This window comes from Streptomyces sp. NPDC048192, assembly GCF_043202415.1.
Lineage (GTDB): Bacteria > Actinomycetota > Actinomycetes > Streptomycetales > Streptomycetaceae > Streptomyces.
In genome coordinates this window covers 37,269-57,998 of sequence record NZ_JBIDAL010000001.1, presented here as the reverse complement: position 1 = coordinate 57,998, position 20,730 = coordinate 37,269, and the positions used below count along the sequence as shown (strand labels likewise).

At 72.9% G+C, this 20,730-nt stretch carries 17 protein-coding genes; 4 read left to right on the top strand and 13 right to left on the bottom strand.

Annotation, left to right across the window (positions count from 1 at the left end; genetic code table 11):
• Positions 1 to 126: 126 nt before the first annotated feature.
• The 4 genes from ACGFZN_RS00235 to ACGFZN_RS00220 all read right to left on the bottom strand — a co-directional run bounded on the left by ACGFZN_RS00235 (position 127) and on the right by ACGFZN_RS00220 (position 5,842).
• Positions 127 to 2,448, bottom strand: a complete 2,322-nt coding sequence (locus ACGFZN_RS00235) for a GH92 family glycosyl hydrolase (RefSeq protein ID WP_393856180.1) — start codon at positions 2,446 to 2,448, stop codon at positions 127 to 129.
• Between the two features lie 172 nt (positions 2,449 to 2,620).
• Positions 2,621 to 3,841: a glucose-1-phosphate adenylyltransferase gene (gene glgC / locus ACGFZN_RS00230; RefSeq protein WP_393856179.1), complete on the bottom strand. Its 1,221-nt coding sequence runs from the start codon at positions 3,839 to 3,841 to the stop codon at positions 2,621 to 2,623.
• 50 nt (positions 3,842 to 3,891) lie between these two features.
• Positions 3,892 to 5,043: a glycogen synthase gene (glgA, locus tag ACGFZN_RS00225; RefSeq protein WP_393856178.1), complete on the bottom strand. Its 1,152-nt coding sequence runs from the start codon at positions 5,041 to 5,043 to the stop codon at positions 3,892 to 3,894.
• Positions 5,044 to 5,083: 40 nt separating this feature from the next.
• Entirely contained in the window at positions 5,084 to 5,842 is a 759-nt protein-coding gene (locus ACGFZN_RS00220) for a (2Fe-2S)-binding protein (protein WP_393856177.1), read from the bottom strand.
• Positions 5,843 to 6,073: 231 nt separating this feature from the next.
• On the opposite strand from ACGFZN_RS00220, the gene ACGFZN_RS00215 reads away from it, so the two are divergent.
• Positions 6,074 to 7,417, top strand: a complete 1,344-nt coding sequence (locus ACGFZN_RS00215) for a DMT family transporter (RefSeq protein WP_393856176.1) — start codon at positions 6,074 to 6,076, stop codon at positions 7,415 to 7,417.
• Here the strand turns inward: ACGFZN_RS00215 and ACGFZN_RS00210 are convergent.
• The gene (locus tag ACGFZN_RS00210; protein ID WP_393856175.1) at positions 7,407 to 8,576 is read right to left on the bottom strand and encodes a transglycosylase family protein; all 1,170 of its coding nucleotides are present in this window, start codon (positions 8,574 to 8,576) and stop codon (positions 7,407 to 7,409) included. The two genes, ACGFZN_RS00215 and ACGFZN_RS00210, sit on opposite strands and share 11 nt — an antisense overlap.
• A 274-nt stretch (positions 8,577 to 8,850) precedes the next feature.
• Between ACGFZN_RS00210 and gndA the strand changes: the two genes are divergently transcribed.
• Positions 8,851 to 10,290 carry an NADP-dependent phosphogluconate dehydrogenase gene (gene gndA, locus ACGFZN_RS00205; protein ID WP_393856174.1) on the top strand — a complete coding sequence of 480 codons (1,440 nt, stop codon included), beginning with the start codon at positions 8,851 to 8,853 and terminating at the stop codon, positions 10,288 to 10,290.
• Positions 10,291 to 10,775: 485 nt separating this feature from the next.
• On the opposite strand, the gene ACGFZN_RS00200 is transcribed toward gndA, so the two are convergent.
• The 3 genes from ACGFZN_RS00200 to ACGFZN_RS00190 form a co-directional block, all read right to left on the bottom strand.
• Positions 10,776 to 11,120: a GNAT family N-acetyltransferase gene (locus ACGFZN_RS00200; protein ID WP_393856173.1), complete on the bottom strand. Its 345-nt coding sequence runs from the start codon at positions 11,118 to 11,120 to the stop codon at positions 10,776 to 10,778.
• A 47-nt stretch (positions 11,121 to 11,167) separates the two neighbouring features.
• Positions 11,168 to 11,587 carry an aspartate 1-decarboxylase gene (gene panD, locus ACGFZN_RS00195; RefSeq protein WP_393856172.1) on the bottom strand — a complete coding sequence of 140 codons (420 nt, stop codon included), beginning with the start codon at positions 11,585 to 11,587 and terminating at the stop codon, positions 11,168 to 11,170.
• Between the two features lie 1,144 nt (positions 11,588 to 12,731).
• Positions 12,732 to 13,499 carry an alpha/beta hydrolase gene (locus tag ACGFZN_RS00190; RefSeq protein WP_393856171.1) on the bottom strand — a complete coding sequence of 256 codons (768 nt, stop codon included), beginning with the start codon at positions 13,497 to 13,499 and terminating at the stop codon, positions 12,732 to 12,734.
• A gap of 280 nt (positions 13,500 to 13,779) precedes the next feature.
• Here ACGFZN_RS00190 and ACGFZN_RS00185 point away from each other — a divergent pair, with 280 nt between their 5' ends.
• Positions 13,780 to 14,625, top strand: coding sequence for an RNA polymerase sigma factor SigF (locus ACGFZN_RS00185; RefSeq protein ID WP_393856170.1), 846 nt, complete (start codon positions 13,780 to 13,782; stop codon positions 14,623 to 14,625).
• Between the two features lie 19 nt (positions 14,626 to 14,644).
• Here the strand turns inward: ACGFZN_RS00185 and ACGFZN_RS00180 are convergent, their stop codons facing one another.
• From ACGFZN_RS00180 to ACGFZN_RS00165, 4 genes are all read right to left on the bottom strand, one after another.
• On the bottom strand, positions 14,645 to 15,103 hold the full coding sequence (locus tag ACGFZN_RS00180; RefSeq protein ID WP_393856169.1) for a response regulator: 459 nt from the start codon (positions 15,101 to 15,103) through the stop codon (positions 14,645 to 14,647).
• A complete protein-coding gene (locus ACGFZN_RS00175; protein WP_393856652.1) occupies positions 15,100 to 16,662 on the bottom strand; it encodes a CHASE3 domain-containing protein in 1,563 nt (520 codons plus the stop codon). Before ACGFZN_RS00175 ends, ACGFZN_RS00180 begins: the two co-directional genes overlap by 4 nt.
• An 86-nt stretch (positions 16,663 to 16,748) precedes the next feature.
• Complete coding sequence (locus ACGFZN_RS00170) at positions 16,749 to 18,008, bottom strand: PP2C family protein-serine/threonine phosphatase (protein ID WP_393856168.1); 1,260 nt, start codon at positions 18,006 to 18,008, stop codon at positions 16,749 to 16,751.
• 115 nt (positions 18,009 to 18,123) lie between these two features.
• Entirely contained in the window at positions 18,124 to 18,534 is a 411-nt protein-coding gene (locus ACGFZN_RS00165) for an ATP-binding protein (RefSeq protein ID WP_393856167.1), read from the bottom strand.
• Between the two features lie 413 nt (positions 18,535 to 18,947).
• Between ACGFZN_RS00165 and ACGFZN_RS00160 the strand changes: the two genes are divergently transcribed.
• Positions 18,948 to 19,454, top strand: coding sequence for a MarR family winged helix-turn-helix transcriptional regulator (locus ACGFZN_RS00160; RefSeq protein ID WP_393856166.1), 507 nt, complete (start codon positions 18,948 to 18,950; stop codon positions 19,452 to 19,454).
• A gap of 19 nt (positions 19,455 to 19,473) precedes the next feature.
• On the opposite strand, the gene ACGFZN_RS00155 is transcribed toward ACGFZN_RS00160, so the two are convergent.
• Positions 19,474 to 20,661 (bottom strand): PP2C family protein-serine/threonine phosphatase, encoded by a 1,188-nt coding sequence (locus ACGFZN_RS00155; protein WP_393856165.1) that lies wholly within the window; start codon positions 20,659 to 20,661, stop codon positions 19,474 to 19,476.
• Between the last annotated feature and the right edge of the window lie 69 nt (positions 20,662 to 20,730).

Here is a 20,730-nt window from a genome sequence, read left to right as displayed (position 1 = left end):
TCTGAAGTCACACGCAGTCAATCTCTGTCAGCCGATTACGGTCAAGTACGATCAGGCTACGCTCAGTTAACGGGAGATTAAGTCCCGCCTCCTCCGAAAGAGGCGGGACACGAGGGAACTGTGAGGTCACTTCAGGACCGGCTGCACCGCGTCGGGTGACGTACCCCACTCTGACGGGCGCGGGCCGACCGTGAACGCGAGCGAGCGCAGGGAGCGCAGCGCACCCGTCGTGACGTAGGTCCGCCCGTGCGGTGTGCCGTCGGTGCGGACGGACTGGATGTAGCGGTCGGTGGCGGAGGTGCCGGGCGCGGTGATCGTCAGACGGCCGCCGGGCCAGTAGCTGCGGTCCAGGGTGAGGTCGACGCGGTCGAAGACGGGCGTGGACAGGCCCCAGGTGTCGTAGCCGGGCTGGATCGGGAACAGCCCGATGGACGACAGCACGTTCCAGGCGGACATCGTGCCCAGGTCGTCGTTGCCGGTCATTCCGGTGGGGCCGTCGGTGAACAGGGTCAGGGCGGCGTGCACCACGTCGGTGGTCTTCCACGGCTGGCCGGTGGCGAGGTAGGTGTACGGCGCGATGAGGTCGGGCTCGTTCATCGGGTTGTACTTGTCGGCGTTGTAGTAGTCGTACGCGTCGCCGTGCACCCACACCTCTCGGGCGGTCTTCGCGGGGTCGGCGAGCAGCCGGTCGTAGGCGAAGAAGGAGTCCAGCCGGTCGTTGGCCGCGCGCCGCCCGCCGATGAGCCGCACCATGCCGGGCACGTCCTGCGGCACGAGCCACTGGTACTGCCAGGCGGTGCCCTCGTGGAAGCCGTCGCCGCGCGCCGGGTCGGGCGAGCCGGTGAAGGCCCCGGAGGCGTCGCGGGCGCGGAAGAAGCCGGTGGCGGGGTCGAAGATGTTCCGGTAGTTGTCCGCGCGGGCGGCGTAGCGGGCGGCGTCCGCGTGGTGGCCGAGACCGCGGGCCATCTGGGCCAGCATGGCGTCGGCGAGGGCGTACTCCAGGGTGACGGAGGCGCCGTGGTGGTAGTCGGTGTCGCCCATCTTGGCGTACGGCCGGTCCCTGTCGTAGGGGGCGAAGCCGTGCGCGAGGTACTCGGCGTTGGCCTCCCTGCCGATCCCCGGGTACTCGGCGGGCGGAACCCCGTCGGCGTTCTTCCGCAGCGCCCGGTAGGCCCGCTCCTCGAAGCCCTTGAGCAGCCCCATCTGGTAGGCGGTGGTCAGGAACGGGGTGACCGGGTCGCCGCTCATGATGTTCGTCTCGACCGGGCCGTAGCCCCATTTGGGCAGCCAGCCGCCGTCCTCGTCGACGGCGACGACCGAGCGGGCCATGTCCCGCGCCTCGCGCGGCGCGAGGAGCGCGAGGAGCTGGGCCTGGGTGCGGTAGGTGTCCCACAGCGACCAGTTCTGGTAGTACGTGTAGCCCCTGGCGCGGTGGACGCGGCGGTCCCAGCCGAAGTAGCGGCCGTCGGCGTCGCTGCCGATGTTCGGTGCGAGGAACGACCGGTACAGCGACGAGTAGAACGTCCGGTGCAGCGTGTCCGTGCCGCCTCGGACGTGGACGGCGGCGAGCCGCCTCTCCCACTCCTCGCGGGCCCGCTCGCGTACGGCGTCGAAGGACCGGCGGCCCTCGGCGGCCAGGTTGCCGGCCGCGCCGCGCGCGTCGACGTACGACAGCGCGGTGGTCGCCTCCACCGTGCGGTCTTCGGTGGTGTCGAAGCGGACGTAGGCGCCGCCGGAGCCGGTGCGGGAGCCCGGGGTGAGCGCGTCGCCGTCCCAGGTGCCGTACGCGGTGAAGGGCCGGCTGAACCGGGTGATGGTGTAGACGGTGTAGGGGCCGGTGTCGCGGCAGAAGCCGTGGCCGGTGATCTCGGTGCGCACGGTGTGGTCGTCGAGGATCTCGACGGTGCTGGAGACGGGCTTGTGCAGGGCCTGGGCCGCGTTCAGCAGCACGTTGGCCTTGTCGGTGGCCGGGAAGGTGTAGCGCTGCACGCCCGTGCGCTCGGTCGCGGTCAGTTCGGCGCGGACGCCGGAGGCGAGGCCGACCCGGTAGTAGCCGGGGCTCGCCGTCTCGTCCCGGTGAGAGAAGCGGGCGGCGTACTGGGTGTAGTCCGTCTGGGTGACGTCTCCGGTGGTGGGCAGGACGGGCAGGTCGCCGCCGATGCGGCAGCCGACGCCCGAGAGATGGATCAGGGAGAAGCCGCGGATTCGGTTCTGCGTGTAGTCGTAGCCGGTGCTGTGCCCGGTGTCCGGCGAGAGCTGCACCATGCCGAAGGGCACGGCCGCGCCGGGGAAGGTGTTGCCCTCGTCCTGGGTCCCGATGAACGGGTTGACCAGATCGGTGAGGTGGCCGTCGGTCCGCTCTGCGGCCCGTGCGGCGGGGGTGGCGATCAGCGCGGACGCTGCCATCACCCCGGCCAGGCACAGCCGCGTGCGCCGGGTCCCTCTCATGTCGGATGACCTCCGCAGGTTCGACATCGGTGTCTGAATCCTGAAGGTCGAACGACTCAAAACCGCGAAAGGTACGAAGATCGGGCCGAACGCGTCGCGCCGGGGCACACCGGGACGATGACGGCGCGTCAGGCTCCGGGCGCGGCTGCCGGCGGTCCGGACGCGGGGCTCCCTACGGCACCCGCTGCCCCTTCCCCAGGGCGATCACCCCGCCCTTGGAGACGGTGTACAGCTCCGCGTCGCGCTCGGGGTTGACGCCGATGGTCGCGCCGGGCGGCACCTCGACGTTCTTGTCCAGGACGGCGCCGCGGACCACCGCGCCCCGGCCGACGCGCACGTTGTCGTGGAGCACCGAGCCCTGCACCACCGCGCCGGGGTCGACGCGGACGCCCGGGGAGAGCACCGACCGGGTGACCTGGCCGCGGATCAGGCAGCCCGCGCTGATGATGGACTCGCTCGCGATGCCGCCCGCGTTGAAACGGGCCGGCGAGAGCTGGCCGGAGTGGGTGTAGACGGGCCACTGGCGGTTGTAGAGGTTGAACGCGGGCCGCTCGGCGATGAGGTCCATGTGCGCGTCGTAGTAGGCGTCCAGGGTGCCCACGTCCCGCCAGTAGCCCCGGTCGCCGGTGGTCTCTCCGGGCACGTGGTTCTCGGCGAAGTCGTACAGCTGGGCCTCGCCGCGGGCGGTGAGCTGGGGCAGGATCGAGCCGCCCATGTCGTGCACCGACTGACTGTCCTCGGCGTCCCGTTGCAGCGCCTCGACGAGCGCCTTGGTGGTGAAGATGTAGTTGCCCATCGAGGCGAAGACGCACTCCGGGTCGTCGGGCAGGCCGGGCGGATCGGCCGGTTTCTCCAGGAACCTCTCGACGGCCTGGCCGTCCGGGCCCGGTGTGATGACCCCGAAGGAGGAGGACTCCGCGCGGGGCACCCGGATACCGGCCACGGTCACGCCCGCGCCGCCCTCGATGTGCTGCCGCAGCATCTGCCGCGGGTCCATGCGGTAGACGTGGTCGGCGCCGAACACGGCCACGTACTCGGGCTGTTCGTCGTGGATCAGGTTCAGGCTCTGCAGGATCGCGTCGGCGCTGCCCAGGTACCAGCGCGGGCCGAGGCGCTGCTGCGCCGGGACCGGTGTGACGTAGTTGCCGAGCAGGCTGGACATCCGCCAGGTGGTGGTGATGTGCCGGTCCAGCGAGTGCGACTTGTACTGGGTCAGCACGCAGATCCGCAGCACGTCGGCGTTGACGAGGTTGGACAGGACGAAGTCGACGAGCCGGTAGGTGCCGCCGAAGGTCACGGCCGGTTTGGCGCGGTCGGCGGTCAGCGGCATCAGCCGCTTTCCCTCGCCGCCCGCCAGTACGATCCCGAGCACGGAAGGCCCTCCACGACGCATGGCCGCTCCCCTCACCCTGGTTCCACCATGGATGCCCCGAGCAGACGGGACTAAGCCTGTTTGAGGATCTCCTCGTACAGCGCGGCCGTGCGCCGGGCCACCGCGTCCCAGCCGAACTCCTCCGCCGCGCGCCGCCGCCCGGCCTCCCCCATCCGCCGGGCCGCCTCCGGGTCGCCGAGCAGGGTGTCCAGCGCCCGGGCGAGACCCGGCTCGAAGTCGTCGTCCACGTCGACGAGCAGGCCGGTGCGGCCGTCGTCCACCACCTCGGGGATGCCGCCGACCCGGGAGGCCACGACCGGCGTGCCGCAGGCCATCGCCTCCAGGTTGACGATGCCGAGGGGTTCGTACACCGAGGGGCAGACGAACACGGCCGCCCGCGTGAGGAGTTGGATCACCTCGGGCCGCGGCAGCATCTGCGGGATCCAGAACACCCCGGCGCGGACCCGGCTCAGCTCCTCGAACAGCTCCCGGAACTCCCGGTCGATCTCCGGGGTGTCGGGCGCGCCCGCGCACAGCACGACCTGGACGCCGGGGTCGATGTCCCGTACGGCGCGCAGCAGATGGGGCACGCCCTTCTGGCGGGTGATCCGGCCGACGAACAGCACGTACGGGCGGGCGGGGTCGATGCCGTGCCGGGTGAGGGCGTCGGTGCCGTGGTCGGGACGGTAGAGGCGGGTGTCGATGCCGTTGTGCACGACGTGCACGGCGGCCGGGTCGAGCGCCGGGTAGCAGGCCAGGATGTCCTCGCGCATGGCTCCGGAGACGGCGATCACCGCGTCGGCGGCCTCGATCGCGGTGCGCTCGGCCCAGCCCGACAGCGCGTATCCGCCGCCCAGCTGCTCGGCCTTCCAGGGCCGCAGCGGCTCCAGCGAGTGCGCCGTGACCACGTGCGGAACGCCGTGCAGCAGCTTGGCGACGTGCCCGGCGAGGTTCGCGTACCAGGTGTGCGAGTGGACGAGTTCGCGGCCTTCGAGGGCGGCGGCGATGGACAGGTCCACGGAGAAGGTGCGCAGCGCGTCGTTGGCGCCGTCGAGCGCGGACCAGGGCCGGTGGCGTACGACCCCCGCCCCGCGCCCCTCTCCCCAGCAGTGCACCTCCAGGTCCACCAGGGAGGCCAGCTCGCGGGCGAGGAACTCCACATGGACACCGGCGCCGCCGTACACGTCCGGGGGGTACTCCCGGGTCAGCAGTCCCACTCGCACCGGACAACCCCCTGGCATCGGCGGCAGGTTCCCCTCATGGTCACCCAGATGCGGCCCGTGGGGAAGAGCGCGGTGGCCGGGTGAAGCAGCAGTCGCCGCAGACCCCGCCGCCGGGCACCCGGTAGTACAGGCAGCAGCTGCGGCGGCGGAAGGCGGCGCCGCTGCGGGTGCCGGTGGTGCGCAGCAGGGGGTGGGCGAACAGGCCGTCCGCCAGGGCGCGGGTCCGCTCGGCGGCCTCGGTACGGCCGTGGGCGCGGGCCCAGTCCTCCAGGGTGCGGGCCGCTGCGGCGAGCGCGGAGCCCGCGTTGCCCCACAGCAGTCCGGGGGCGCTGCCGTAGCGGTCCCTCAACGCCTCGGCCAGGGGCGCCAGATGCCCGTGCAGCACGGTGGCGGCGAGCGTGGCGGCGTCACCGGGCAGCGGGCGCAGCTCGGTCAGGCACAGGTCGCCGGGCGCGGAGGCGTACGGATCCCAGCGCAGCAGGCGCGGGTCGAGGTCGGGCGTCCGGCCGTACAGGACGGCGCAGCCGAGGGCCGTGGACCACAGCCGGGCGGCCAGGCCCTGCTGGGCGACGGAGGCGGCGACGCGCGGCTCGGCGGTGCGCAGCCGGTCCGCGACCAGGTCCACGCGTGCCGTCAGGGCGTCCGGCGCCGCCCCCGCGTAGGTCTCGGCGAGCGTGGGCGGTCGCCCGGTGCCGGGGCCGGGCGGCGCGTCGGCGGCTGCGGCCGGGTCCGCGGCCGTACGCAGGACGAAGAAGCCGCCGAGCGGGCGGAGCGCGGCGAGAGCGGGGTCGAGGTCCACGGCCAGTAGTGCTATCAGGCGGCCTCCCGGGGCCCGGGAGCGGGCCCCGGCACCGCGTCACCCGTCCCGAGGATGATCGCTCGGGCGGTGTACTCCATCGGCAGTAGGAGGCATTGCGTGCTCAGGGACGACGACGGGAACGGCGCGGCCGGGCAGAGTGTCGACCATGAAAGCCGACCCACCGTCGCGCCGGGCCCGGGGCCCCCGCCGCCGTCCGCACCGGAGACGCCGATGAGCGCCCTCGCGCTGTCCGTGCTCCTGTCGTTCGTGTCCGCCGTGGCCTACGCGGCGGCCGCGATCGTCCAGGAGCAGGTGGCCGTGTCCTCGACGGGCAGCGCGTACCTGCCGCTGCGCAGGGCGGGCTGGTGGGGTGCGCTCGGGCTCAACGGTCTCGGCGGCGTGCTGCACGTGGTGGCGCTGGCCTACGGGCCGCTCAGCCTGGTCCAGCCGCTGGGCGCGCTGACCATCGTCTTCGCGCTGCCCCTGGCGGCGCTGTGCGTCGGCCGCAGGGCCGGGGCGACGGCCTGGCGCGGCGCGGTGATGGCCACCGCGGGCCTCGCCGGCCTGCTGGCGCTGGTCGGCTCCACCGCCGGCACCTCCTCCCTGAGCCCGGCCCAGCGGCTGGCGGTCGCGCTGGTCACCGGCGGGGCGGTGGTGGCGCTGATGTGCGCCGGACGGGCCGCGCACCGGCATCCGGCGGTGCGCAGCGTGCTGCTCGCCACCGCGTCCGGCATCGCGTTCGGCATGTCGTCGGTGTTCACCAAGACCGTGGCCGTGGACTGGACGCACGGCCTCGACACGGACGACGTGCCTTCGCTCGCGGTGATCGCCCTGTTCTCGGCCGCCGGCGTCCTGCTGTCCCAGGCCTCCTACCGGGGCGGTGGCCTCGCCGCCCCGCTGGCCACGCTGACCGTGGTCAACCCGGTGCTGGCGGCCGCCGTCGGCATCCTGATGTTCGGGGAGGCGTTCCGCTACGGCGGCACGGGCACCGCGCTCGCGGTGAGCTGCGGGGTGGTGGCGGCGGGCGGCCTGATCATGCTGACGACCGAGCGGATCGAACACACGGGTGCGGCCACGGCGCCGGACACGGGCCCGCAGCCGCGCCTGCCGGCCGAGGCGTTCCCCGGCGTGCCGCAGCAGCGGAGGGCCGCGGAGACGGCGGCGTTCTTGAGCACGGCTCAGCGCGGCTCTGCGGAGCCCGAGCCGGAGCGAGCTGGATCGGAGGGAGCCGGGCCGGAGCGGGCCGGGTCGCAGCCCGCCGGCCCGGCCCAGGGCGACACAACGCGCGCCGAGCCGGCGGCGCGGGGTCTGCCCGCGGCAGAGCTGGACGGCGAGTCGGTGCTGCTGGACCTGCCCGCAGCAGGACTCGATGGCGAGCCGGCGCCGCAGGAGCTGATCGCACCGCGCCCGGACGGCGAGCCGGCGCTACGCGACCTGCCCGCAGCAGGCCCGGACGGGGAGCCGGCGTTGCGGGAGTCCGGTCCGCACCCCGCGTCGTACCTCGCCCTGTCCTCGGCCCTCGGGCTGCCGCTGCCGGTGCCGGACGGGCACGGCTGTCCGCGCGTCAGATCCTGACCCCGGCGGCCCGGAGATAGGCGAGCGGGTCGACGTCCGTGCCGAAGCCGGGCCCGGTCCGCACCTCGAAGTGCAGGTGGGGACCGGTGACGTTCCCGGTGGCCCCGGACCGGCCGATGCGCCGGCCAGCGGTGACGGTCTGCCCGACCCGCACGGAGATGGCCGACAGGTGGCCGTACTGGGTGTAGTGGCCGTCGGCGTGCCGGATGACCACCTGGTAGCCGTAACTGCCGCCCCAGCCCGCGGCCACCACGTGCCCGGCCTCCGCGGCGTGCACGGCGGTGCCGGTCGGCACGAGGAAGTCGACGCCGGTGTGGTAGCCCTTCGACCAGTGCGAGCCGGCCACCCGGTAGCCGGTGCCGATGGGCGCGTCGACCGGGGCCACGACGGTGCGGCCGGTGCTCTTCGTCGGGTGCGGCGCGGTCTTGTGCTCGGAAGGCGCTTTCCGCTTCGGGGACTTGGCGGCGGCCGGGGACTCGGCGGGGGCGGCGGCCGTGCCGTGCAGGGCGAGCCGCTGGCCCGGGAGGATCAGGTCGGGGTCGGCGCCGATCGTCGTGCGGTTGCCGGCGTAGAGCGCGTGCCAGCCGCCGTGGACGTGGTGGTCGTCGGCGATCCCGGAGAGGGTGTCGCCGCGCACCACGGTGTACATCTCGGCGCGGCCGGCGCGGGACTGCGGAGTGGTCTGCGGCCGCACCTCCCGCACGGAGGTCTTCCGCCCGGTCCTCTCGCTGCGCGCGGGCCGCGTCGCGGCGCTGTCCGGGTGGGCGCCGGGATCGGCCTCGCCCCGGTTCAGCCCGGCCCGCACCGAGCAGACCGGCCAGGCGCCCGGTCCCTGCCCGTCGAGGACCCGCTCGGCGACGGCGATCTGCTCCTCCCGACGGGCGAGGTCGGCGCGCGGGGCGAAGCGGGTGCCGCCGTACGCCTCCCAGGTCGACTGGGTGAACTGCAGCCCGCCGTAGTAGCCGTTGCCCGTGTTGATGCTCCAGTTTCCGCTGGACTCGCAGGCGGCGACCTTGTTCCAGGTGGCCGCGTCGGCCGCGTCGGCCGTCCCCGCGGCGACCAGCGGGATCGCGAGGCCGGCGCCGCTCGCCGTGACGGTGAGTGAGGCGCGGTTGATCCTGTTCGGCTGGTACCGGCGATGCCGGCCGCGTACGGCCATGTCCGAATTCCCCTCGGCATGCGTCAGGAGGCGCCCAAAAGTAAGCGCCGCGAACAGGCCATGACAAGACGGAAATCCGGCCTCCCGCCCCGCCCGGGTGGCCGGGAACGCACCCTGTCCGATCCGGTCCCCCGGAGGCTGAGGCGTCGGGCGGCCGCACGTCGTACTGAGTGCGGGGCGGGTCGCGTGTGCGCTCGCCCGAACGGCACGACAGGATGGGCGAGGACCCGTACTGACGGAGCCGTAGTCACGAGGCAACCAGGGAGCAGGCGGTATGAGCACTTCAGCGCAGATCGGTGTCACGGGCCTCGCGGTCATGGGCCGCAACCTCGCCCGGAACTTCGCCCGGAACGGCTACACGGTCGCGGTGCACAACCGTACGGTGGCGCGGACCAAGGCGCTGGTGGAGGAGTTCGGGACCGAGGGCGACTTCGTCTCCACCGAGACCGCCGAGGAGTTCGTGGCGGCTCTGGAGCGTCCCCGCCGCCTGATCGTCATGGTGAAGGCGGGCGAGCCGACGGACGCGGTGATCCAGGAGTTCGCCCCGCTCCTCGAACCCGGCGACATGATCATCGACGGCGGCAACGCGCACTTCGCCGACACCCGGCGCCGGGAGCGGGAACTGCGCGAGCGGGGCATCCACTTCGTCGGCACGGGCATCTCCGGCGGCGAGGAGGGCGCGCTGCACGGACCCAGCATCATGCCGGGCGGCTCGAAGGAGTCGTACGCGTCACTCGGCCCGATGCTGGAGAAGATCTCCGCGAAGGCCGCGGACGGCGCGCCCTGTGTCACGCACTGCGGCCCCGACGGCGCCGGGCACTTCGTGAAGATGGTCCACAACGGCATCGAGTACGCCGACATGCAGCTGATCGGCGAGGCGTACCAGCTGCTGCGCGACGTCGCCGGGTACGAGCCCGCGCAGATCGCGGAGATCTTCCGCACCTGGAACACCGGCCGGCTGGACTCCTACCTGATCGAGATCACCGCCGAGGTGCTGTCCCACGTGGACGCGGCCACCGGCAAGCCCTTCGTGGACGTGGTCGTGGACCAGGCCGAGCAGAAGGGCACCGGCCGCTGGACGGTCCAGATCGCCCTGGACCTGGGCGTCCCGGTGTCCGGCATCGCCGAGGCCGTCTTCGCGCGCTCGCTGTCCGGGCACGCGAAGCTCCGCGAGGCGTCCCGGGACCTGGCGGGCCCGACGCCGGCGCCGCTGGGCAAGGAGGAGGCCGCGGCCTTCGCGGACCGGGTGGAGCAGGCGCTGTACGCGTCCAAGATCGTGTCGTACACGCAGGGCTTCCACGAGATCGCCGCGGGCAGCGAGGAGTACGGCTGGGACATCGACCTCGGCAGGGTCGCCTCGATCTGGCGGGGCGGCTGCATCATCCGGGCGGCCTTCCTGGACCGCATCCGCGCCGCGTACGACGCCCGCGCCGATCTGCCGAGCCTGCTGGCGGACGAGACGTTCGCCCGCGAGATCGCCGACGCGCAGGACGACTGGCGCGAGGTCCTGATCGCCGCGACGCGTCAGGGCGTCCCGGCACCGGGATTCGCGGCGGCACTGGCGTACTACGACGCCCTGCGGGCCTCCCGCCTGCCGGCCGCCCTCACCCAGGGCCAGCGTGACTTCTTCGGCGCCCACACCTACCGCCGCGTGGACCGTGACGGCTCCTTCCACACGCTGTGGGGCGGGGACCGGACGGAGGTCACCGCGTAAGAGGCGTCCGAATTCGCCGGAAGTCCGTCGGTCACAGGAACCGGTGGGGGAACTGGCGCGGCACGGTCGCCGGCCGGGGCGGTGGGTCGCGCAGTTCCCCCGGGATCGTCGTGCGGTGCCGGGCGTGCTCAGGTGAGCGGAGGCCCCGGCTCGGGGTTCGGTACCGGCTCCGGTCCCGGCGGGATCGGGGACGGTGAGGGCTCCGGCGGGCCCGGGGCCGGAGGCGCCGGGGGCGGCGTCGGATCGGGGCCCGGTGGAGGCGGAGTGGGCGCGGGCCCCGGCTCGGGGGTCGGGACCGGGCTCGGGTAGGGGTCCGGCGGGGTGGGACCCGGACCCGGACCCGGATGCGGCCCCGGCGGGACGGGGTCGGGATGCGGGTTCGTCATGGATGTCCTCCGGCAGTCGTGGGACGTCGCCTCTGGACTACTCCCCCGCCTACCCGGCCCCCGCGCCGCCACTCACCCGTCAGGCGGAGCAGCGCCCGCTCAGAACCGCCCGGGATGGGCCCGCAGCCAGTCCTTCGCGGCCGTCACCAGCTCCGGTCCGGCGGGCGGGGCGGCCTCCGGGTGCCGCTCGGCCCACCCGGCGACGTACGGACACAGCGGCACCACCGGCACGCCCTCGCACCCGGCGAGGGCGTACAGCGCACGGGCCAGGGAACCGCCGATGCCGCGGCCCTCGTGGGCGGGCTCGACGACGGTGTGGACCGGGACCAGGGCGCGCGCGGGCGACTCCAGGACGAAGTACTCGACGCGGCCGGCGACTTCACCCTCGCCGACGGCCTCCAGGCGGCCCGCCGCCCGGTCGTCGCGGATCTCGATCTCACTCATGGGCTGGGCACGCTCCTGGTCCGGTCCGAAACGGTGCGCTCCCCCGGTCAGGCCCCGACGGCCTGCGGGCTGCGCTGCTGGTCGGAGCCGGGCACGGGCTCCGACGGGTCGGCGCCGAGCGAGACGATCCGGTTGTCGCTGTCGACGTGCACCACCCGCGGCTTCAGCGCCCGCGCCTCGGCGTCGGTGACCTGAGCGTAGCTGATGATGATCACCAGGTCTCCGGGATGCACGAGATGGGCGGCCGCCCCGTTGATCCCGATCACCCCGGACCCGCGCTCCCCCTCGATGACGTACGTCTCCAGCCGGGCGCCGTTGGTGATGTCCACGATGTGCACCAGCTCGCCCGGCAGCAGATCGGCGGCGTCGAGCAGGTCGGCGTCGATGGTCACCGATCCCACGTAGTGCAGGTCGGCCTGGGTGACGGTGGCTCGGTGGATCTTGGACTTGAACATGGTACGAAGCATGGAGAAGCTCCCGGTTTGTCTGCTCCCTGCCTGCTTTTTGCAGGTCAAGGGCGGTCTTCACTCTACCGCCGGCACGCGCCGGACTCGATGCCTGTGAGGAACATCGCTTCGCTCTGGGGCAAGGGGGCGACGGCTCAACTGACGGTGTTTCAGGATCTGGGCGGCACAGGCGGGTCACTTCCAGGAGCATCTGGCGAGGCGATACGGCACAGCCGTTCCTGCGGAGGCGTCCTGGCAGGAATCCGTGAGTACGGCGGAGATCAACGGCCCGTGCCGGTCGAGGGCGTGCCGTGGTCGGTGCCGGGAGCCGCCGGGGCCTGATGTCGGCGGCTGAGGAACGTGGCGATCGGGAGGGCCGCTGCCAGCCCGCGAGCAGGACCCCCGCCGGCGCCCCCAGCACGGCGGGCTGGTCGTCGAAGGCGAGGCCGATCGCGGCCAGCGCGGGGCCCGCGTTGCGTACCGAAGCGACGCCGCCCATGGTGGTGCGGCGCTCCGTCGGGCCGGTGGCCAGCACGGTATCGGTGCCGAAGGCGGCGGCCGCGAGCAGGAAGCCGGTGAGCAGGGAGAGGGAGCCGAACTGGTCCACAACCACGCGCCGGTTGCCGAGCCGCATGCTCGCCGGCACGATCAGGAAGGTGATGTTGGACACCGCCGCTGCCGTGGGGTGCCATGACTGCGCCGTGGGCGTGGCGTAGCGGCGCATGAGCAGGCCGATGACGAACGCCACCAGGTGCAGCAGCAACACCATCCGGACCAGCGCTCCGACGTCGAGGTACACGTCGGTGCCGATGTCGGCGGCCGTGAGGATGCCGTGGACCGTGGGGGCGGAGGTGAGGCTGCCGAGGGAGGCCGACGGGACCTGCATCGCCGCGCCCGCCACGACGTCGCCGTTGTGCACCATGGCCGGTTTCGCGCCGACGGGGCCGCCGGGGACGAGGCGAGCAGCACCAGGGCGACGAGCGAGGCCGTGGGAAGACCGAGCACGGCGCCGGTGCCCCAGCCGAGCAGCGGGCCGACGGCAAGACCATCTGGACCGAACAGGTACTGGAAACAACACCTCGGTGACCTCGGCGCGGTGCCGCGTGCCCGGGTCGGTCGTTCGCGGCGCCCGGCCGGAGGGGTCCGGGCGCCGCTGCGGTGCACGTCAGGCCGGGACGGTGGCCGCCGTGCCGAGGTGGCGGGCGAGGAAGCGGACCGCGCTGTGGGCCTCGAACCGGGGCAGTTCCTTGTGCCTGCCGGAGTTCACGTGCAGCGACTTCTCCTTCGAGGCGAAGGCGTCGAACAGTGCGAGGCCCTCCTCGCGGGAGATGTGCTCGTCGTCCCACTGCAGGTCGAACTCGATGGGGACGGTGATCTGCCCGGCCTTCTCGGCCAGGACGTCGGGCCAGTGCTGGCCGAAGACGGCGGCGGTGATCCTGGGTTCGGCGGCCACGAACGGAACGCCGATCGCGGTGCCCATGTTGAGGCCCCAGTAGCCGACCGGCCCGTCGGAGCCGATCTCCGGCAGGTCCTTCAGGGCGTCCAGGGCCGCCCGGTACTCGGGTACGGCTTGCTGCGCCAGGTGGTCGTTGTAGCGGACGACGATCGGGCCTTCCGGTTCGCCCGCCGCGCGCGCCCGGAACAGCTCGGCGATCTCCGCCTCGTCGTGCGCCGTGCGCGGCCGGTCGCCGTGACCGGGCGCGTCGAGGACGGCGACGTGGAAGCCGCAGTCGTTCACGAGGAGCCGGGCGCGGCCGGACATCGCCGGGTGCTTCTTGTGGTTGCCGCCTCCGTGGCCCATCAGGACAAGAGGCGCGCGGCCGGCCGCGGGAGAGGCCGGCGACCAGAGGACGCCGGGAACGCCGCCCACGGTGAAGTCGCGTTCGGTCATGCCGTTCGACGACGACTCGGCGGTGAACTGCAGAGAGTGCATGGTGTTGCCTTTCGGGAGTGCCTGGGTGTCGAGGCGCTCCCGGTGACGTCTGAGTCAGTCGCCGGCCGTGACGGGAAGGGGGAGCACCCACGTCGATACAGCGTTCATGGGTCTCACCTCCTCGGGCGGTGTCACGGTCGACCGCAGGCTACCAGCCCGGTGATCGGCCTTCTCCTGCTTTTCGGGCGTCCGGCGCGCGGCATGATGGCGCCCGGCCCGGGTAGGCGCAGGGCTACCGCCTGCTCACGGGAGCCGGCACGGACGGCAGGGAGGGCCAGTGATGACGACGGCATCCGTCGGCACGACGACCGGCTCCGGCACGCAGTTGCCGCAGATCGCGGACCCCCAGGGGATCGCGCCGCAGGACGCCCGCGAGCTGACCCGGACCTTCTTCGAGCGGCTCGCCGTCCTGGAAGAGGGGACCCACGAGTACCAGTACGCGCGCAACACGCTCATCGAGATGAACATGTCGCTGGTGCGCTTCGCCGCCCGCCGGTTCCGCAACAGCGGCCAGGACATGGAGGACGTGGTCCAGGTCGGCACGATCGGTCTGATCAAGGCCATCGACCGGTTCGAGATCTCCCGTGAGGTCCAGTTCACCAGCTTCGCGGTGCCGTACATCGTCGGTGAGATCAAGCGGTTCTTCCGCGACACCTCCTGGTCCGTCCATGTGCCGCGGCGGCTGCAGGAGGCACGCGTGGAACTGGCCAAGGCCAACGAGGAGCTGCGCAGCCGGCTCGGCCGTTCGCCCAGGGTCAGCGAACTGGCCGCCCTGATGAACCTGTCGGAGGAGGAGGTCGTCGAGGCGCAGATCGCGGCGAACGGCTACCACTCCACCTCGCTCGACGCCGCCGTCTCCCACGACACCGACGACGGCGAGGCGGCCCTCTCCGCGTTCATCGGCGAGGAGGACGGCGCCCTCGAACTCGTGGAGGACTTCCACGCCCTCGCTCCGCTCGTCGCGGAGCTGAACGAACGGGACCGGCGCATCCTCCATCTGAGGTTCGTCGAGGAGAAGACCCAGGCCCAGATAGGTCAGGAGCTCGGCGTGTCCCAGATGCACGTCTCGCGCCTGGTCTCCCGGCTGCTGGCGCGGCTGCGCTCGGGCATGCTCGCCACGGAGTGAGCCGGGGCGCCCGGCCGCCTCACCGCGGGGTGATGTCCTGGCGCGGCAGGCGTACGACGGTCACGAAGAACTCGTCGATCTGGCGGACCGCGGCGATGAACTGGTCGAGGTCGACGGGCTTGGTGACGTAGGCGTTGGCGTGGAGCTTGTAGCTGCGCAGGATGTCCTCCTCCGCGGAGGACGTCGTCAGCACGACCACGGGGATGTGGGCGAGGTCGGGGTCGGACTTGATGCGCTCCAGGACCTGCCGGCCGTCGTACTTGGGCAGGTTGAGGTCGAGCAGGATCAGGTCCGGGGTCGGGGCCTCGGTGTACGCGCCGCGCCGGTAGAGGAAGTCGAGGGCCTCCTCTCCGTCGCGTGCGACGTGGAGGGTGTTGCCGATCTTGTTGTCCTCGAAGGCCTCGCGGGTCATCAGCTCGTCGCCGGGGTCGTCCTCGACGAGGAGGACCTCGATGGGCTGTACGGCGGGGGTGGTCATGCGGGCTGTCCTTCCGGGGTGGTGCGGGCGGGCGCCGTCTCGTCGGCCGTGCCGGCCGCGGCGGCCGGGAGGACGAAGCAGAAGCGGGTGCCGTCGGTGTACGCGGTGTCGATCCAGATGCGGCCGCCGTGGAACTCGACGATCTTCTTGCAGAGAGCCAGGCCGATACCCGTGCCGGAGTAGGCGTCGCGGCCGTGCAGGCGCTGGAAGATGACGAAGACCTTCTCGGCGAACTCCTCCGGAATGCCGATGCCGTTGTCCGTCACGCTCAGCCGCCAGCGCGCGGTGCCCTCCTCGGGGTCCGTTTCGGGCTCGCAGGTGACGCGGATGCGCGGCGGGCGGTCGGGGTGACGGAACTTGATGGCGTTGCCGACCAGATTCTGCCAGAGCATCACCAGCAGCATCGGGTCGCCGGTGATCTCGGGCAGGTCGCCGGGACGCTCGATGACGGCGTCCGACTCCTCGGCCGCGGTCGTCAGGTTGGCGACCGCCTTGTCCAGGGTCTGGTCCAGCGAGACGGGCACGTTGGCGTCGTTGACCCGGCCGACGCGGGAGAAGGTGAGCAGGTCGTTGATGAGGGTCTGCATGCGCTTGGCGCCGTCCACGGCGAAGGCGATGTACTGCTTCCCCCGGTCGTCCAGCTCGTCGCCGTACCGCTTTTCCAGCAGCTGGCAGAACGAGGCGACCTTGCGCAGCGGTTCTTGCAGGTCGTGGGAGGCCACGTAGGCGAACTGCTCCAGCTCGGCGTTGGAGCGGCGCAGTTCCACCGCCTGGGCGTCCAGGTCGGCCGTCTGCCGGGTGAGGTGCTCGTGCCGGGCGTGTGAGGCGTCCAGTTCCGTCACGAGGCGCCGGCGCATGGCTTCGACGTCGTTCGCCATGGCCCGGATGTCGGCGGGCCCCTCGGACGGGATGCGGTACTGGAACTCGCCCTTGGCCACGCGGCGGGACGCGGCGCGCAGCCCGTCCAGCGGGCGGGCGACGAGGGCGTGGGCCAGCAGCGCGAGGGCGCCACCGGTGACGAGGAAGACGGCGACCATGGCGCCGAGCACCCAGTCGCGCACGGTGCGCACGTGGGTCAGCTCGCTGCGGCCGCGTTCCCCGGCCTGGGCCAGGTGGGTGTTCTGCTCGGTGAACAGGGTGCGGATGTGCTCGAAGGCCGCCTTGCCGCGGTCGGTCGTGGCCGTGTCGACCGTGCGGGCCCTGCCCGGGGTGACGTCGGCGACGAGCGGGTCGGCGTAGGTGCGGCGCCAGTCGGCCGCCGCGCGCTCGATCCCGTCCAGGTCCTGGCGCAGGGTCGGCCGGTCGCCGATCAGGCGGCGCAGCCGGGCGGCGGAATCCCGCTCCTCCCGTTTGCCTTCGGTGTAGGGCGTGAGGAACTGCGGGTCGGCGGCTATGGCGTAGCCGCGCACGCCCGTCTCCTGGTTCAGCAGGGCGTTCTGCAGCCGCAGCGCCTCGGCGCGGGCGGGCTGGACGTCCTCGATCAGCTGGTCGGAGACGTGCGCGGTCCGCGCCAGGAGTTCGGCGCCGATCACCGAGCCGGTCACCACCACGGCGATCATCACCGCGAGGGCCAGATGGAACCAGCCCTGCACGGTGATCCGGCTGCGCCGGCGGGGGTGGGCGGGCGCGGGGGACGTTGTCACGGTCACGATTCCTTGCTCGGTCGGGGTTGCCGGTTCCAGCGCAGGTGCACCACGGCCACGTCGTCGGCGAGCCCGCCGTAGTCCTCGGCCAGCGCCTCGGCATGGCCGATGAGCCGGTCCACGAACTCCTCGGCGGGCAGGGCGACGCTCGCGCGGGCCGCCTGCAACAGGCCCTGCTCCCCCAGCCGTTCGTGTCCCGGTCCGGTCCGTCCCTCGAACAGGCCGTCGGTGAACAGGACGATCCCCGCGCCTGCGGGCAGGGTGACGTCCTCCACGGGCCAGCGGGCCATGCCGCTCGGCAGCACCCCGAGCGCCGGGCCGCCCGGCACCTCCACCCACTGCACCTCGTCGCCGGCGCGCAGCAGCATGCCGGGATGGCCGGCCCGCATGACACGCGCCGAGCGCCCGTCGGGCAGCAGGTGCAGGCTGGTGAGCGTGGCGAAGATCTGCTCACCGGTGCGCTCGGCGACCAGGATCTCCTCCAGGGTGCTCAGCTGCCGGGCTCCGGTGGCGCCGCTGACCACCAGCGTCCGCCAGGCGATCCGCAGCCCCACGCCGAGCGCGGCCTCGTCGGGGCCGTGCCCCGAGACATCGCCGATCAGCGCGTGCACGCTGCCGTCCGGGGTCTGCACGACATCGTAGAAGTCGCCGCCGAGCAGCGCCTGTTCCCGGCCCGGCAGATAGCGGGCGACCACCTCGAGGTCCGGGGTGTCCCCCAGCAGGGGCGTGGGCAGCAGCCCGCGCTCCAGCCGCCGGTTCTCCTCCGCCCGCAGCTGACCCGCCTGCAGAGCCGCGGCCGCCTGTTCGGCCAGCTTGCGCTGTATGGCATATCTCACGGCGCGGCCGAACAGCTCTGCTTCGACCCGCCCCTTGACGAGGTAGTCCTGCGCGCCCGCCGCGACCGCCGCCAGACCGGCGCTCTCCTCGGCCAGGCCCGTCAGGACGACCACCGCGACATCGGCGTGCTGCCGTACGCGGGCCACGCCCTCCAGCCCGTGCGAGTCGGGCAGGTGCAGGTCGAGCAGTACGCAGTCCGGGGTCTCCTTGGCCATCGCGTCACGGGCATCAGCCAGCGAGCGGACCCAGGTCAGCCGCATGCCAGGGGTGCAGTCGGCGACCAGTTCCTCCACCAGGAGGGCGTCCGCCTCGTCGTCCTCGATGAGAAGCACCGAGGGTTCCTGCCAGGCCCAGGCGGCCCCGGTCGCCGTGGCGGAGCCGGGAACCACCCGTACGCCGACAAGTCCATGCTGTGTTGGGAGCATCCGTCCCTGGTTCCCCCTCGAACGCCTCGGCAGCCCTCCGGACTCTTGATTGCCGTAGGGCAACGAACGAAGAGTACTGGCAGCGTCCGGCTGTGTCTTCACCGGCCTGCCTCGGCTACTTCGGCACTCTGGCGCGGATCGTCTTGCCCCGCGCCGCGGACTCCACCGTTACCTCGTCGGCGAGCCTGCCCACCATGAGCAGGCCGAATCCACCGGATCCGGTGAAGTCAGGCGTTCGAGCGCGCGGGGGTGCGGGGTCGCCGTCGCGGACGGCCACGGTCACCGCGTCGGGTCCGTCCTCCAGTTCCAGGACGCAGAGGTCGCCTCGGGCGTGCCGTACGGCGTTCGTCACCAGTTCGGTGACGACCAGCTCGACCGCCGAGGCCGTCTTCTCGCGGACCGGGGTCCGAAGGCCGTTGAGGAACGTGCGGCAGACGTCGCGGGCACGGGCGGCGGCGTCGGACCGGCGGCCCAGGACGGCACGCGTGCGCGCTCTCGTGGCCTCCCGCAGGTCACGGCCTGCCATGCGACGACCTCCTCCTTCTCGGCGCGTCCGCGGTTCAGTCGGTGTCCGAGCGGCTGCGCGGCATCCGCACTGACATCGCTTTCCCCTCCCGCCCGGGGCTTTCTCGCACCCAGCTCGACGGCGCGCCGACGCGCCGTCACATCGGCGCGGCCGGAATGGCATCCGGCGAGCGCAGGAGCATTCGGCATGCTCAACCCCCGTTTCCGCACGATCCGCTCGCGGAGACGCCTGCCCTCGATGCCCTTGTTCAATCCGGCCGACGGGTACGGCCGGGCGCCGAGGACGCGGCCCCGACCGCTGTGCGTCTCCTACGATGGCCCGGCCGGCGGTGCTTGCCCGGCGGCCGTTCGGGTACCGCGTTTGAATGAGGGTGGTATCCGTATGGGCAGGCGATTACTGAAAGCGATGTGTTCGTGACTCGTCTCAGCGGCTTCGGGGACGACCAGGCAAGCGGGCCGGACGATGATCCCATGGCGGCCCTCGCGCTGGAGCTCGCCGATGCCGTGGACAGTCTGGCGACCCTGTGGTCCGTCGCCGCGCAGGGGGCGCGGCTGCGCCTGTCGCCGCACCAGCTGCGGGCCCTGCGGATCCTCCAGGCCGCGCCGGGGCTCAACCTCACCGCTCTGGCGGAGAGCATGGAGATAGGAATGCCGACGGCCAGCCGGCTGTGCGACCGGCTGGAGGCGGCCGGCCTGCTGGAGCGTGTGCTGCACCCGCGGAAGCGGCGCGAGGTGCAGCTGAACCTCACGGGGCACGGCCGGCAGGTGCTGGACGAGGTGGCCGCCCGCCGGTCGCAGGCGCTCGCCGCCGTGTTCGCGGCCATGGGGGCGGGCGACCGGGACGCGCTCAGCCGCGGTCTGCAGGGTTTCCTGGCCGCTCAGGACGGGGTCGCCCGGGGTCCGGACCGCCCCGGCGCCTGAGCGGGTGACCGGGGCACGGTCAGCCGCGTCGGCCCTTCCAGTCGAGGCAGACCACTGCGGCGTCGGACATGAGGTCCTTGCTGCCGTAGTGCTCGATCAGCCCCGCGACGACCGAGCGGGCCGTCTCGTGCGGCGGCGCGGACCGGGTGGCGCCGAGGATCTGGCGCAGGGCCCGCTCGCCGAACAGGTCGCCCGCCGCCGAGCGGGTGCCGTGCACTCCGGTGCTGACCGCGATCAGGCGGTCGCCGGGCTCGACCTGGAAGGTCTGCTCGACGTACAGGGTCTCCTCGAACATGCCGAGCGGCAGCTGCGCCTCCAGCTCGATCCGCTCGGTGTGGTCGCCGCGCTGGCGGAACAGCTGCGGTGACCCGGCGTCGACCGCGCGTACCGCCCCGGAGACCAGGTCGAACCGGAGCAGCAGCGTGGACGCGTACGCCTTGCCGCCGTATTGCGCGAAGACCGCCTGGTCGGCGAGGCACGCCTGGTCGGCCAGGCCGATGCCGGCGCGGCGGGCGTTGCGCAGGGCGCCGACGGTGAGGCTGGTGAGCAGCGAGGCGTCGATGCCCTGGCCCATGCCGTCGGTCACGGTGAGGACGAGGTGGTCGGCGCCGGCGGACCAGTCGAAGTTGTCCCCGCCTATGGCGTAGGCGGGCTCCAGGTGCGCGCCGATGGCGTATTCCTCGCGGGCCGAGCCGCAGCCGGGCAGGAGCTGCCACTGCATCTCGGCGGCGAGCGTCAGGCGGCGGGTGCGGCGCGCCTGGAGGTACAGGTCGGTGTCGCGGTCGGCGGTGGCGACCTCGTGGCCGAGCGCCGTGGCGAAGTCGCCGAGGCGGAGCACCGTGTCCGGGTCGACGGGCCCTGCGGGCAGGCGCACGGACAGGACGCCCATGCGGTCTCCGCGCACGGTGATGGGCAGATGCACCAGCTGGCCCGGGGGCTCGCGCAGGACCTCGATCACCGGGCTCTGGTTGATGAAGGCGCTGCCCGCCGGGCCGTCGTGGGCGGGCACCGGGGGGCCGGTGTGCGGCAGGTGGGACACCGGTTGCAGCACGGTCAGTCCGTAGTCGGCCAGCAGGAGGGTCACCTCCTCGGCCCCGGCCCGCTCGGCCAGCAGACGGCGGGCGGTGGCGACCAGCGCGTGGGGCGGGGCCGCGCGCAGCAGGGCCTCCGCGGACGGAAGCGATTCAGAGGCTCTCACGGCATCCACCCTCTCGCCTGGTGGCCTCCACGCTACCGCTCCGCGAGCGGGCACCGGCAGCTCTCCTTCCGGCCCGGG

Excerpts from the sequence above, each read along its gene's own strand:
- ACGFZN_RS00235 (WP_393856180.1), bottom strand. The coding sequence starts at position 2,448 with ATGAGAGGGACCCGGCGCACGCGGCTGTGCCTGGCCGGGGTGATGGCA.
- glgC (WP_393856179.1), bottom strand. The coding sequence starts at position 3,841 with ATGCGTCGTGGAGGGCCTTCCGTGCTCGGGATCGTACTGGCGGGCGGC.
- ACGFZN_RS00215 (WP_393856176.1), top strand. The coding sequence starts at position 6,074 with ATGAGCGCCCTCGCGCTGTCCGTGCTCCTGTCGTTCGTGTCCGCCGTG.
- ACGFZN_RS00210 (WP_393856175.1), bottom strand. The coding sequence starts at position 8,576 with ATGGCCGTACGCGGCCGGCATCGCCGGTACCAGCCGAACAGGATCAAC.
- gndA (WP_393856174.1), top strand. The coding sequence starts at position 8,851 with ATGAGCACTTCAGCGCAGATCGGTGTCACGGGCCTCGCGGTCATGGGC.
- ACGFZN_RS00200 (WP_393856173.1), bottom strand. The coding sequence starts at position 11,120 with ATGAGTGAGATCGAGATCCGCGACGACCGGGCGGCGGGCCGCCTGGAG.
- panD (WP_393856172.1), bottom strand. The coding sequence starts at position 11,587 with ATGCTTCGTACCATGTTCAAGTCCAAGATCCACCGAGCCACCGTCACC.
- ACGFZN_RS00190 (WP_393856171.1), bottom strand. The coding sequence starts at position 13,499 with ATGCACTCTCTGCAGTTCACCGCCGAGTCGTCGTCGAACGGCATGACC.
- ACGFZN_RS00185 (WP_393856170.1), top strand. The coding sequence starts at position 13,780 with ATGACGACGGCATCCGTCGGCACGACGACCGGCTCCGGCACGCAGTTG.
- ACGFZN_RS00180 (WP_393856169.1), bottom strand. The coding sequence starts at position 15,103 with ATGACCACCCCCGCCGTACAGCCCATCGAGGTCCTCCTCGTCGAGGAC.
- ACGFZN_RS00175 (WP_393856652.1), bottom strand. The coding sequence starts at position 16,662 with ATGATCGCCGTGGTGGTGACCGGCTCGGTGATCGGCGCCGAACTCCTG.
- ACGFZN_RS00170 (WP_393856168.1), bottom strand. The coding sequence starts at position 18,008 with ATGCTCCCAACACAGCATGGACTTGTCGGCGTACGGGTGGTTCCCGGC.
- ACGFZN_RS00165 (WP_393856167.1), bottom strand. The coding sequence starts at position 18,534 with ATGGCAGGCCGTGACCTGCGGGAGGCCACGAGAGCGCGCACGCGTGCC.